Annotated in this window: 14 protein-coding genes; all 14 read left to right on the plus strand. The window is 65.9% G+C overall.

The genetic code is table 11. The features are described 5' to 3' along the window. Positions 1-506, plus strand: a 506-nt coding sequence (locus tag ISX84_RS20150) for an FCSD flavin-binding domain-containing protein (protein ID WP_195822211.1), incomplete at its 5' end; no start/stop codon positions are given. A 77-nt stretch (positions 507-583) separates the two neighbouring features. Next, the gene (locus tag ISX84_RS20155) at positions 584-1,501 is read left to right on the plus strand and encodes a hypothetical protein (RefSeq protein ID WP_195822212.1); all 918 of its coding nucleotides are present in this window, start codon (positions 584-586) and stop codon (positions 1,499-1,501) included. Positions 1,502-1,592: 91 nt separating this feature from the next. Continuing rightward, positions 1,593-2,549, plus strand: coding sequence for an AAA family ATPase (locus tag ISX84_RS20160; protein WP_195822213.1), 957 nt, complete (start codon positions 1,593-1,595; stop codon positions 2,547-2,549). Further along, complete coding sequence (locus tag ISX84_RS20165; protein WP_195822214.1) at positions 2,546-3,448, plus strand: DUF58 domain-containing protein; 903 nt, start codon at positions 2,546-2,548, stop codon at positions 3,446-3,448. Before ISX84_RS20160 ends, ISX84_RS20165 begins: the two co-directional genes overlap by 4 nt. Further along, positions 3,445-3,807: a hypothetical protein gene (locus ISX84_RS20170; protein ID WP_195822215.1), complete on the plus strand. Its 363-nt coding sequence runs from the start codon at positions 3,445-3,447 to the stop codon at positions 3,805-3,807. The genes ISX84_RS20165 and ISX84_RS20170 overlap by 4 nt, the downstream gene beginning before the upstream one ends. Then, positions 3,800-4,762, plus strand: coding sequence for a VWA domain-containing protein (locus ISX84_RS20175; RefSeq protein ID WP_195822216.1), 963 nt, complete (start codon positions 3,800-3,802; stop codon positions 4,760-4,762). Before ISX84_RS20170 ends, ISX84_RS20175 begins: the two co-directional genes overlap by 8 nt. After that, a complete protein-coding gene (locus ISX84_RS20180) occupies positions 4,759-5,658 on the plus strand; it encodes a vWA domain-containing protein (RefSeq protein ID WP_195822217.1) in 900 nt (299 codons plus the stop codon). The genes ISX84_RS20175 and ISX84_RS20180 overlap by 4 nt, the downstream gene beginning before the upstream one ends. Positions 5,659-5,669: 11 nt before the next feature. Then, the gene (locus tag ISX84_RS20185; RefSeq protein WP_229884457.1) at positions 5,670-6,329 is read left to right on the plus strand and encodes a hypothetical protein; all 660 of its coding nucleotides are present in this window, start codon (positions 5,670-5,672) and stop codon (positions 6,327-6,329) included. Then, on the plus strand, positions 6,326-7,513 hold the full coding sequence (locus ISX84_RS20190) for a BatD family protein (protein ID WP_195822219.1): 1,188 nt from the start codon (positions 6,326-6,328) through the stop codon (positions 7,511-7,513). The genes ISX84_RS20185 and ISX84_RS20190 overlap by 4 nt, the downstream gene beginning before the upstream one ends. A gap of 173 nt (positions 7,514-7,686) precedes the next feature. Then, positions 7,687-8,400: a LuxR C-terminal-related transcriptional regulator gene (locus tag ISX84_RS20195; RefSeq protein ID WP_195822220.1), complete on the plus strand. Its 714-nt coding sequence runs from the start codon at positions 7,687-7,689 to the stop codon at positions 8,398-8,400. Positions 8,401-8,412: 12 nt separating this feature from the next. Next, positions 8,413-9,570, plus strand: coding sequence for an FIST N-terminal domain-containing protein (locus tag ISX84_RS20200; protein WP_195822221.1), 1,158 nt, complete (start codon positions 8,413-8,415; stop codon positions 9,568-9,570). 2 nt (positions 9,571-9,572) lie between these two features. Then, a complete protein-coding gene (locus ISX84_RS20205; RefSeq protein WP_195822222.1) occupies positions 9,573-11,801 on the plus strand; it encodes an ATP-binding response regulator in 2,229 nt (742 codons plus the stop codon). Between the two features lie 45 nt (positions 11,802-11,846). Then, the gene (locus ISX84_RS20210) at positions 11,847-12,500 is read left to right on the plus strand and encodes a hypothetical protein (RefSeq protein ID WP_195822223.1); all 654 of its coding nucleotides are present in this window, start codon (positions 11,847-11,849) and stop codon (positions 12,498-12,500) included. After that, a complete protein-coding gene (locus ISX84_RS20215; protein ID WP_195822224.1) occupies positions 12,497-12,850 on the plus strand; it encodes a hypothetical protein in 354 nt (117 codons plus the stop codon). The genes ISX84_RS20210 and ISX84_RS20215 overlap by 4 nt, the downstream gene beginning before the upstream one ends. The last annotated feature ends 38 nt before the right edge of the window (positions 12,851-12,888 follow it).

Here is a 12,888-nt window from a genome sequence, read left to right on the forward strand (position 1 = left end):
CGGCGGCGATGACCGTGAGCATCGACGGCGAGGAGACGAAAGTGGACGTCTGCAACGTGATCCCGGCGATGAAGGCGGGGCGGATTGCGGAGATGGCGGGCGTGACCGAGGGCAACTGGGCGCCGGTGAACGCGGCCGACATGAGCAGCAAGGCGGACCCGGACGTGCATGTGCTGGGCGATGCGAGCCAGCAGGGCGATATGCCGAAATCCGGGTTCTCGGCGAATTCGCAGGCCAAGGTCTGCGCCAATGCGGTGCGCGGGGCGCTGACGGGGTCGAAGGTGTTCCCGGCGAAATTCTCCAACACCTGCTGGTCGCTGATCGACGCCAATGACGGGGTGAAGGTGGGGGCGACCTACGAGGCGACGGCGGAGAAGATCGCCAAGGTGGACGGGTTCATCTCCGCCACCGGCGAGAGCCGCGACCTGCGCCGCGCCACCTACGAGGAATCCGAAGGCTGGTATAAGGGCATCACCGCAGACATGTTCGGCACGGGAGGCAGCTGACCCCGACGGATGGGACAAATCCGTGGACGGACTGGCGCCCGCGACCTAGGTTCGGGGGCACCGGAGGAAGTCTGCCCATGTGTCGTATCCTGTTGTGCCTGTGTCTGATGCTGGTCTCGGCCGCCCAGGCGGTTGCTGATCGCGCCGCCTATGTGGAGCTGGCGCGCAAGGGCTGGAACTACCAGCTGCGCACCACGATGATCGGGCGCGACATGTCGATCCCCGTGCATATCAACGGGCGGGATCTGGCGGGGGCGAGCCTGTGTCTGGTGGGCGAGCGCCCGCATCCCAATTCGCTGGATGTGATCAACGCCTTCCGCGATCTGGCCCGCCATGTCTTTGGCAAGCCCTTGCCCATGCGCTATGCCGGGGCGGCGGCCAGCGGGTGTGGTTCCGGGCGCACGGTGGTGCTGCGGCTCTATTCCGGGCATCCGCCCAATCAGGCACTCTCGGATGATCTGCGCTGGATGAACGGCGTCTACCAGTTGGGTCTGCCCAATCGCCGGTTCTTTGCGGCCACCTCACCGGCCATGGCGCAGACCTTCTTTGGCCGGCGGGGGCAGGGCACGCATATCATGGTCAAGCAGCCGCGGGGGGGCGCCGTGGGCGCGTTGGAGCGGTCGTTCTACACCTCCATTCTGGTGGAAGAGCTGTTCCAGTCCTTCACCTTTGGCATGGATATCCTGCTGTTCGACCGGGCCGCCGCGTTCCAGTCGAAACTGCAGGAGACGCCGCTGAACCTCGAACGGCTGCCGTGGGAGTCGCGTGGGTTCATGCGGGCGCTTTTGCAGTCGAACCCGGTGGGGCTCTGTGCCTTTGACGTCTTCATGATGCACGCGGTGGCCGAAGCGCCGGTCGATGAAACAACAGAGCCGGGGTTCATCGACTATGTGGACGAGGCTTATGACACGCTGGCCGCGCAGGCGGCTGAAACCATGGCCGACGTGCGCTTTGCGGGCCTGATCGCGCCCCGGTGCCAGCGCGCGCCGATCTGAGCGGGTCATACTTTCGGGTGTATTTGCGCAAGCGCCGCCTGCGGGTACCGTGGTCGTGCAAGCCCGCCCCTTGAGGCGGTCGGGAGGACATATGGATACACGACCCGAGCCTGCGGAGCACGGCGTGGCGGCCCTGTCATCGTTTTTGGCAAGTGGTCTGGTGGGCCATGAGGTCCTGATCGAGCGGTTGCTGGTGGCGCTGCTGGCCGATGGGCATCTGCTGGTCGAGGGGCCGCCGGGGCTGGCAAAGACCCGTGCGGTCAAATGGCTGTCGGACGCGGTGGAGGGCACGTTTGCCCGCATCCAGTGTACGCCGGACCTGATGCCGTCGGACCTGACCGGCACGCCGGTCTACAAGCCGCAGGACGGCAGTTTCGAATTCGTGCCCGGCCCGGTCTTCAACAACCTGGTGCTGGTGGATGAGATCAACCGCGCGCCGCCCAAGGTGCAATCGGCCCTGCTGGAGGCGATGGCGGAGCATCAGGTGACCGCGGGCAACGAAACGCACGCGCTGCCCGATCCGTTTCTGGTGGTGGCCACGCAGAACCCGATTGAGCATGACGGGACCTTTCCGCTGCCCGAAGCGCAGCTGGACCGCTTCCTGCTGCATGTGGTGCTGGAGCTGCCGGGGCTGGCGGTCGAGCGGCGGATTCTCGATCTGGTCGAGGCGGAGACGCAGGCGGGGGCTCCGCCTGCACAGGTGTTCACGTTGGAGGATTTGAACGTGGCGCGGGCGGCGGTGCGGGCGGTGCATCTGGCGCCCGAGCTGCGTGATTTCATCGTGCGGCTGGTGCATGCCACGCGGGAGGGACCGCAGGCGGGGGATATCGAACACGCGGTGTCGCCCCGTGGCTCGCTGGCGCTGGCGGCAGCGGCGCGGGCGCGGGCCTATTTGCAGGGGCGCGACTATGCGATGCCTGAGGATGTGACGGCGATGGCTGGGGATGCTCTGGCGCACCGGATGGTGTTGAGCTGGCGCGCGGTGGCGGATGGACGCAAACCGCGCGACGTGGTGGCGGATATTCTGAACGCCACGCCCCCCTTATGATCGAGGCGCTGGATGTTCCGGGCGTCTCGCTGCGCTCTGACGCCCTGATTGCCCTGCGCCGTGTGGCCTTGTCTGCGCAATCCCCCCCGGTGCTGGCGGCGCTGCCCGGCGGCTTTGCCACCCGGCGCAAGGGGCACGGGCTCGAAGTGGCCGATATGCGCGAATACGTGGCCGGTGACGACCTGCGGCATCTCGACCGGGGCACCACCGCGCGGACCGGCCGGTTGCACGTGCGCCAGTTCCAAGAGGAGCGCGACCGTGTCAGCCTGCTGATCGCAGACTTTCGGCCTGCGATGTTCTGGGGTCTGCGCCGGGCGTTCCGGTCGGTCTGCGTGGCCGAGGCGCTGAGCCTCATTGGCTGGACGGTGGTGGAGAGCGGCGGGCGCGTGGGGTTGCTGGCGGTGACGGGCGCTGACCCGGTGATCGTGCCCGCGCGGGGGCGGACCCGCGGGATGCTGGATGTCATTGGCGGCATGGTGCAGGCGCATCAGGCGGGGCTCGCGGCGATGGCGGCAGGGCAGGGGGCGGATACCCCGCTGGATCAGGCGCTGTCGCGGGCGGACCGGCTGGTGCCCTCGGGCGCGGAGTTGGTGATTGCCTCCGGCTTTGACACACCTGGGGCGGGCTTGGCCGACCGGCTCGACGCGCTGGCCCGGCGGCGGGTGCCACATTTGCTGATGGTGACGGATGCGCAGATCGGGCGGATGCCGCAGGGGCGGTACCCGATCCGGATGGCGGATGGGCGGCGAATACGGGTGACGCTGGGGGGCGGTGAGACGCCCGAGGATCCTCTGCGGCAGATTGCCGGGCGCGCGGCGCTGGTGCTGGATGCGGGCGAAAGCGTCGAACAGACGGCGCGGCGCATCGTGGCGGGCCGTCCGGCGGAGCGGGCAGCATGACGGACCGGGCGCTCAGCGAAGAGGCGATGCTGGCGAGCCTGCGGGACATTCATCTGCCTGCCGAGACGGCGGGGGGTCTTGCGGCAGATATCGCCGTGGTCATCGGGTTGGCGAGCCTTGTTGCACTCATGCTGGTGGGGCTGGCGCGTTTGCTGAGCCTGAAGGTGCGGGCCGCGCCGGTGGAACGCCCTCTGGCCGGTCTGCAGGATCTGCCGGAAGCGGACCGGCGCGTGGTGTTGTTGCATGTGTTGCGGGAGGCCGCGCCCGAGCGTTATGCGGCGATCCGGGGCGCGATCTACGAACCCGGTGGTGGCGTCGATCTGGCTACGCTGGAAGCCGAGGTGCGCGCCCGTGCTTGAGCTGGCCGATCCCTGGATGCTGCTTCTGTTGCCGTTGCCTGTGCTGGCCATGCGGCTTTGGGTCACGGCGCAGATGGTGGGGGGCGCGATCACGGTGCCCGACCGGATTGGCGGTGCGCTGATTGCTGCGGGCGCGCGTCGGGCGGGGTCCACGGGACTGCAGCTGCGGCAGAGTGTGCTCTGGGCAATCTGGGGGCTGCTGCTGCTGGCCGCCGCAGGGCCGCGTGATCTGGCGCCGGTCTCGGCGCTGAAGGTGACCGGGCGCGATCTTGCCATTGTGCTTGATCTGTCGGGGTCCATGGTGCGCGATGACTTCTACCTTGATGATCGCCAGATCACGCGGCTGGAGGCGGTGACCACCGTGGGGGCCGATTTCGCGCGGCGGCGGGGCGGCGACCGGGTGGCGCTGATCGTCTTCGGCTCGGAGGCTTATTACGCCGCGCCCTTCACCTTTGACGTGGAGGCCATTGCGAAGCGGATCGAAGGCGCCACCATCGGGATTTCGGGGCGCGCGACGAACATCTCCGACGGGTTGGGCCTCGCGATCAAGCGCATGGCCGACAGCGCAGCGGCGAGCCGCGTGGTGATCCTGCTGTCTGACGGGGTGAACAATGCGGGGGCCACGAACCCGCGCGGCGTGGCGGAGCTGGCCGCGCGCAATGGCATTCGGGTGCACACCATTGCGATGGGGCCGAAGGACCTGAGCACGGCGGAACTGGGGGAGCGCGGCGTGGTCGATGCCGCCACCCTGCGTGCGATTGCCGAGATTTCGGGGGGCGAGAGTTTCCGGGTGAAGACAACGGATGATCTGGCCGCCGTCGCCGAGGCGCTGGACCGGCTGGAGGCGACGGACAGCGACGGCTTGGCCGCCGAGGTGTTCCGCGACTACTGGGTCTGGCCGGCGGGCCTCGCTGTCTGTCTTGGGTTGTGGCTGGGGTGGAGGGAGCTGTCATGAGCGGCGCCGATCTGACCTTGCTGCGGCCCGCGTGGCTTTTGGCGCTGCCGGTGCTGCTCCTGTTCGCTTGGTGGCTTTATACGCGCCGGGGAGGTTTGGGCGATTGGCAGAAGGCGTCGGACCCGGCGCTGTTGCGCGCCATGGCGGCCCTCGGACGGGTGGACAAGAGCGCCAGCGCCGCACCCCTGCTGGCCTTGATGGGCGCGCTTGCGCTGATCGTCATCGGTCTTGCTGGGCCAGCTGTTGAACGACGCGACACGCTGTCGTTTCGCAATCTGGATGCGGTGGTCTTTGTCATCGACGCGTCGCCCAGCGTGACCGAAGATGCGCGCTGGGCGCAGATGCTGACCATGGGGCGGTTTGGTCTCGCCTCGCTGGGCACCCGCCCCGGGGGGCTGATCGTTTATGCCGGTGACGCCTATGTGGCCACGGACATGACGCTGGATCACCTGCAATTGGGGCAGACGCTGTCGCTGATCGGCGCCGAAACGGTGCCGGACCCTGGGTCGCGGCCCGAACGGGGACTGCGGATGGCGGCGGAGTTGCTCGCGGAGGCGGAGGTCGTGGCGGGCGACGTGGTCCTGATGACGGACGGGGCGGGTCTGGGGCCTGCCTCGCTGCAGGCGGCGGGAACCATCGCGGCGCAGGGCGCGCGGCTGTCGCTGATTGCGCTCAACGCACCGTCAGCGGCATTTGACACCCATGCGGCGGCGGGGCAGGGCCGGGTGTTCACCCTCGACCAGACCGAGGCGCTGGCCAACTGGCTGTCGGCAGAGGCCCGCACGCGGTTGCAGCAGCAGGACTATCCGCTGCTCTTCTGGCACGACATGGGCCGCTATCTGCTGCTGCTGGCGCTGTTGCCGATGCTGTTGCTCTTTCGCAGGCAGATGTCATGAGGGTTTTGGCGATGATATCGGCCATTGCCCTGGCTTTGGCGCTGCTGCTCGGCGGGACGGCACCTTTCGGACGGGTGCTGATGGCGGCGGGCCTGCCGGGGTTGGCGGTGCCGTTTTTCGCAACGCCGGACTGGCAGGGTGCGGCACTCTATCGCGCGGGGCGGTATGATGCGGCGGCAGAGCGGTTTGCGGCGGCGGGTGACCCGTTCAACCTTGGTAATGCGGAGGCTCATCGCGGCCAACATGCGGCGGCGCTGGAAGCGTTCGATCTGGCGCAGGCGCGCGGGCACCCCGATGCGGAGGCGAATTTCGATGTGGTTGCGGCCTACTACGCGGGCCTCGGGATCGATCCCGAGGCGCTGGGGCTCTTCCCCGAACGCAAGCAGGGGCCAACCGAGGAGAGCTTTGTCGGGCGGGGCGATGGCCGCGCGGCGGGCACCGGCGATGAGGTCACCAACAACAATACGATGCTGGGGCTGGCGGAGTTGCAAAGCCGGGGACAGCTTGGCGTGCGACGGGTGTTTGACGACAAGTTCATGGTGGCGGACGAACGCTGGCTGCGGCAGCTGGCCGATGTGCCGGGCGAGTACATGGCGGCAAGGATCGCGCAGGAGCACAAGCGGCGCGTCAAGGCTGGGCTGGCGCCGCCTCCGCCGGAGGATCCGCGATGAGGGTGCTACTGTGCCTGCTCTGGTTGCTGTTGCCCACCGGCCTTGCCGCGCAGTCGAAGACGGTGCTGCCGTCAGATCTGACCCTGTGGATCGAGGTGGAGGAGACGGCGCATACGCCACTGGTCAAGGAGATGGTGCTGATCACCATTCGCGGCATCTACCGGCGTCACATCACACGGGAACAGCTGGTGCAGCCGGATTTCGACGGGTTCAGCTGGACGCAGCTGGGCAATGATGACTGGCGCGAGGAGCGGCTCAATGGCGAGAAGGTCAAGACCTTTCGCCGGCGTATGGCGATCTATCCCGACCGGGCGGGGCCGCTGACCATCGGAGCGTTTGCGCATCAGCTGACCCTGACGGATGAGCGCGACGACTGGTTTGAACACGCGGTCCGGTCGGAGCCCGTGACCATCGAGGTGGACCCCGCGCCTGTCGGTGAAGGCTGGTGGTTCCCGGTCAAGGAGCTGAAGATTTCGGATCAGTGGTCGAATGCGCCGGATCAGCTGAAGCCCGGTGAGGGCGTGCTGCGCGTTATTCGGATCGAAGCGCTGGGGGTCACGCCCGAGATGCTGCCGCCGATGCCTCAGCTGACCTCGCCCTCGGCAATGATCTTTCCGCACCCCGAGAAACGCTTTGCCGAACTGTCGCCGAACGGGCCGCAGTCCTTCGCTTTCTGGCGTTGGACGATCCGGCCCAGCAATGACACTTCGACCATCGTGGAGCCCTTGAGCTTCGACTATTTCGACACGGCCAATCGCGTGGCGCGCAGCGTGACCATCAGCGCACAGCGGGTGGCCTATGGGGATGTGGTCCCGGAGGCCGCCGCGTCCCGGGCCGATACTGTTCCCGACCCTGTGCGATTGCCCGGCTGGGGCTTGGCGGTGCTGGCCGCGTGCGTGGTGCTTGCGGGTACGTTTTTTGGATGCAGTGGTCGCCAGCTGACCGGGCTGCGGGCGTTGCAGCGCTTTGGCCCCTTCGACCCGCTGGCCCGGCAGATGCGGCAGGCGGCGCGGGCAGGCCGGGTGCAGGACGTGCGCCGGGCGGCGGAGGCGATGCTGCGGCGGGATGGCCCCTCGGACAGCCGCATGAAGCTGTTGCGACAGCTTGACTGCGCGGTTTTTGGCCCGGACGACAGCCCCCACCCGCTGATGCCCTTTGCGCGGTTGTTTCTGGCTGCTGCATGATTCTGCGCCCCGGTCCGCGCGGGGCCAAAAGATGCAAAATAGTGACAAAACAGGTGTTTGGCCGGTAGGGAACTCGCTCATTTCGGGAATTTACCAGCGTTTTTCCGGACAAATGAGCACTATTGGTTGAAAATGAGACCAGTGTGGGTAGCATCGGCACCGGGAGGAACCTTATGGAACACGCAAGTGCGCCTGCTGTTCGGAATGTGGTTTCGGACATTCTGATCGTTGACGACCATCCGCTTTATAGTGATGCGCTGGAATCGGCGCTGGAGATTGTGTTCGAAGCGCCGACCATCCGCAAAGCCCGCAACCTTGCCGATGCGCTGAACGAGGCAAAAAGCGGATTTGACCCCGAGCTGGTCATGTTCGATTTGAAACTGCCGGATGTGAGCGGGATCTCGGGGTTTGAGAGCCTGCGCGAACAGCTGCCGGAGGCGAAAATCCTGGTGGTGTCGTCGCTGGCCTCATTTGATCTGGTGCAGTCGCTGCTCAAGCGCGGGGCCTGTGGCTTTCTGCCGAAAGACACCTCGGCAAACGGATTGCGTGCCGCTCTGGCGGATGTCGTGGCCGGGCGCACCTATGTGCCGAAAGACTATCAGACGCCGGACTACGCGCCGGAAGCAACCGAGCTTTTCGATCACCCGAAGCTGGCCGAACTGACCCCGCAGCAAAAGCGCATCATGCGGCTGATCTGCCGGGGCAAGCCCAACAAGCAGATCGCCTATGAGCTGTCGCTGGCCGAAGCGACGGTCAAGGCGCATATCACCGCCCTGCTGCGGCGGCTTGGCGTGCACAACCGGACGCAGGCGGTGGTGCTGGTGGAGGGGGTCATCGCCTCGCAACGTGGCGGGGAGCCCGAAGCACGCGCTTTCCTGATGCAATAGGGAGGCGCCGCCATGCTCGACGCGCGCGCCCACCCCTCGTGTATTTCGGTTGCGGTGTCTCGTGCGGTGGGCGAGGTCCATGCCGCACGCAACGCGGCGTCGCAGATCAAATGCAGCGAGACCTGTTTCGTGCTGGCCTTCGTGCCCGGCGATTTTGACGGCAAACTGGTGGCGGCCACGCTGGAGGAGGCGCTGGAGGGCGTACCGGTCTTTGGCTGCTCCACCGCCGGTCAGATCACCACCCATGGCTATGAGACTGATGCGCTGTTGTTGCTGGCCTTTCCCAAGGCGCATTTTCGCTGCTCCTCGATCCTGTTCGAGCCGCTGAAGCCGCTGTCGACCACGGCGATTGCCGCCGCCGCACAGCGGCATGAGAAGAAATTCTCCCACACCGCGGGCTGGCACCGCCTGGGTCTGATCTTTGCGGATGGGCTGTCGAAACAGGAAGACGTGCTGATCTCGACGCTGGAGACGGTTCTGGATGATTTGCCGGTCTTCGGGGGGTCCGCCGGGGACGCGCTGCGGTTTGAAGAGGCCTATGTGCTGCATCAGGGGCAATGCTATACCAACGCGGCGACCCTGCTGTTGCTGGAGACGGATCTGCCGTTTCAGGGCATCGGGTTCGATCACTTTCTGCCGGGGGGCGGTCAGATCGTGATCACCGATGCCGACCCGGACGAGCGCAAGGTGTTCGAGATCAACGGTGCCCCGGCGGCGCAGGAATACGCGCGGCTGGTGGGCTGCGCCGTGGAGGACCTGTCTCCCGAGATATTTGCCGAAAACCCGATGCTGATCGAATATAAGGATCGGCACTATGTGCGCGCCATCTCGGACGCGGGCGAGGATGGTGCGCTGTCGTTCATGGCGGCGATTGATGACGGTCTGATCATGACGCTGGGGCAGGGGCAGGAGATCATCCGGACCCTGAGAAACGGGCTCGACATTCAGGACGATCAGGGCCGCGGCCCCGATTTCATCCTCGGTTTCGATTGCGTGCTGCGCAAACTGGAGATCGAGCAGAAACAGCTGGGCCGCGCGGTTTCGGACGTGCTGAGCGCCGCCCGTGTGGTGGGGTTCAATACCTTCGGCGAGCAGCATTGCGGTGTGCATATGAACCAGACGCTGGTGGGCGTGGCGTTTTTCGGGCCGGATCAGAGGAAACTCTATTGACCATGATCAACCCAAACGACCCGCCGCAGGTGCAGGTCGAAAAGCAGGCCAAGATCATCGACGCGCTGATCCGCCGGGCCAGCCGTCAGAAGGACGTGGGCCCCTCTGCCTACCGCGCCTTTCAATCCGCGATTGATCTGCAACAGAAGGTGGCCGCGCAGACCATCGAGCTGGAAAGCGCCCGGGTGGAACGCGAACGTACCCGCAAGACGCTGGCCGAGGCGCTGGCCTCGATGGAGGAGGGGCTGGCGCTTTTCTCCGAGGGCGAGTTGAACATCTGCAACGATCTGTTCATCGGCCTGCTGCCGGATGTGTCCGACCGGATTGTGCCCGGCCTGACGCTGCAGGAATATTTCCATCTGATGGCGGGCAGCCAGCATCTGGTGTCGACGGATCGCAAACTGTCGAAACTCAGCCGGGCGCTGGAGAGCGGGCAGGCGGCGGGCTCTGTTGTTTCCGTGATCGTGGAGGTGCCGCGCGACCGCTGGTACCAGTTGAGCGCGCAGCGGACCTCGCATGAAAACATTGTCCTTCTGCTGACGGAAATCACCGCCCTTGTGCGTCACAACCGGCGCGAAAAAGAGCATCTGATCGACCGCCAGTCCGACTATCTGCAGGCGGTGTTCCAGAACATGACGGCGGGGGTCTGCACCTTTTCGGCCTCCGGTGAGGTGATGATGCACAATGCCCGGTTCCGCGACATTCTGGGGGTGTCGCTGGCGCTGGTGCAGCCAGGCACGCCGCTGCAGGACCTGCTGGATTTCCTGCGCACGCGGGGGCTGATCGATGACACCGCCCTTGCGCGCAAGGATGCCTGGCGGGCGGAACTGGCCCGGAAGGGGTCGCTGACCAGCCGGGTGTCCCACGGTGCGGACCGGGTGCTGGACGTGCAGATCAACGCGCTGCCCGACGGCGGGTTCATCGTGGAACTCAAGGATGTTACGCTGGAGACGCGGTCCACCGAGCTGCTTGAGAACCGGGTAACGGAACGCACTGCCGAGCTGACCCGCGCCAATGCCAGCCTGACCGAACAATATGAGGAAAAGGCGCGGGTGGAGGAAGAGTTGCGGGTGGCCAAGGAACGCGCCGAGGCGGCGGTGTCCTCCAAGACGCGGTTTCTGGCGGCGGCGAGCCATGACCTCTTGCAGCCGATCAACGCGGCGAAACTGCTGATCTCCTCGCTGCAGGAAACCACGCGGGAGACGCGGTTCCGACCCATGGTCGAGCGCTTGCAGGGGGCCTTTGCCTCTGCCGAGTATCTGTTGCATTCGCTGCTCGACATATCCCGTCTGGAGAGCGCCGACCCCGATACCGTCACGGCGACAGACGTGAGCCTGCAGGGTCTGATGGAAGGGGTCCGGGCCGATCAGGCGCTGCTGGCGGCGCAAAAGAACGTGCAGCTCGACGTGGTGCCCTGCGGTCTGGTGGTGCGGTCCGATCCGGTCTACCTGCTGCGCTCGATCCAGAATCTGGTGGTGAATGCGATCCAATACACCGATCCGGGGGGGCGGGTCCTGCTGGGCTGCCGTCGCAAGGGCGCGCGCGTGGCGCTGGAGGTCTGGGACACAGGCATCGGCATCGCGGCCAAGGACCAGCTGCGGATTTTTGACGAATTTACGCGGGCGGACAATGTGCCCATCGGGTCCGGCGTGGGTCTGGGGCTTTCGGTGGTGGACCGGGCCTGCCGCTTGCTGGGGCACGATCTGACCGTGCGCTCCAAACCCGGCACCGGCTCGGTCTTCAGCATCGAGATGGCGGTGGTGGCGCGGGGCGTGCCGCACCCAGCGCCATTTGGACCGGTCGAGGATACGTTCGACGGCGCGCTGGATTGCATCGCGCTGGTGATCGAGAACGATGCGGATGTGCTGTATGGTGCGACGCAATGGCTGGAGCTGCGCGGGGCCAGTGTGCTGCCTGCGCGTTCGACAGCAGAGGCGCTGACCCATGTGGCCGATCTGGGCATGCCGCCGGATATCATCCTGGCGGATTATCAGCTGGATGGTGAGGACACCGGCGTGCGCGCGACGCAGGACATCCGTGCGGCCACGGGCAGCCATGTGCCCGCGATCCTGATCACCGCCGACCGCAGCGAAAGCGTGCGGCGTCTGGGCACGCAGAACGACATGTCGGTGCTGACCAAACCGGCGGAACTGTCGCGGCTGCTGCCCTTGATCGACTGGAAAATCCGCGGTGCGGGCGCAGGGCAGGACACAGACAAAAGTCGGCGGTGACAGCCCTTTGGCGCGGGCGCAGACTGACGACCGGGAGGAGAGAAGATGATCAGGATCGTTGTTTTTGTACTTACCGCTGTCCTCAGTGCGGGCATGGTCACGGCCAGCCCGCTGGCTGGTGACAAGACCTATGACATGCTGTTTCGCACCGGCACATTGGATGAGATCGGCCGGGATGCGGAACTGGTCTATCACCGCGAGGTCACAAGCGCCCTGAAGCCGGAGGCGCAGGGCCGTGACACCGGCGATATCGCGCTGAGTTTCCGCGCAGGCCAGGCGCCGCTGGCGCTGCTGGAGTTCCGGCAGGACGGCAAGTACCGCGCGCTGGGGAGCTTTCCGGCCAGCGTCGGCAACCCGATGATCATGTATTTCTATGAAACGGTTGTGCGCGACATGGCCGAGGCGGCGGGGGGCAGCCCCTTCTATATCCGCAACCGGGTGAAAGACGCGCTGATCCAGACCTCGGACATCGAGGAAGGGCAGGCGGTGATCGCGGGCAAGACCGTCACCACCCAGACGATCCGCCTTTACCCCTTCGCCGACGATCCCAACCGGGACCGGATGCAGGGCTTTGGCGATCTGGAACTGCGGGTGACCATGTCGGAGGAGGTGCCCGGCTGGTACATGAGCCTCGTGGCCCAGGCGGCGGATGTCTACAAATCCGAGATCTCCTTTGACCGGCTGGATGAGACGCCATGAGACGGGTTTTCTGCGCGATTGTAGGCCTGTTTGCTCTGCCCGGTGCGGCGGTCGCGCAATCCGTGGCCGAACAGCTGAACGACTATCCAACCGCCGCCCGTGCGGATTATGTCTTTGCCTGCATGGTGACCAACGGGCAGACGCGCGAGATGCTCGACCGCTGTGCCTGTTCGATTGATGAAATCGCCTCGATCCTGCCCTATGAGAAGTACCTGGAGGCCGAGACCGTACTGTCCATGCGCCGGGTCGGCGGTGAGCGCATGTCGTTTTTCCAAAGTGCCGCGATGGCGGAGAACATGGTCGCTGACCTCAGGCGCGCGCAGGCCGAGGCAGAGATCATCTGCTTCTGAAGGTGCTTTTGCCAAAGTGATTTCGGATGTCCCACCCT

Source organism: Roseobacter sp. MH60115 (assembly GCF_015644665.1).
Taxonomy (GTDB): Bacteria; Pseudomonadota; Alphaproteobacteria; order Rhodobacterales; family Rhodobacteraceae; genus Roseobacter.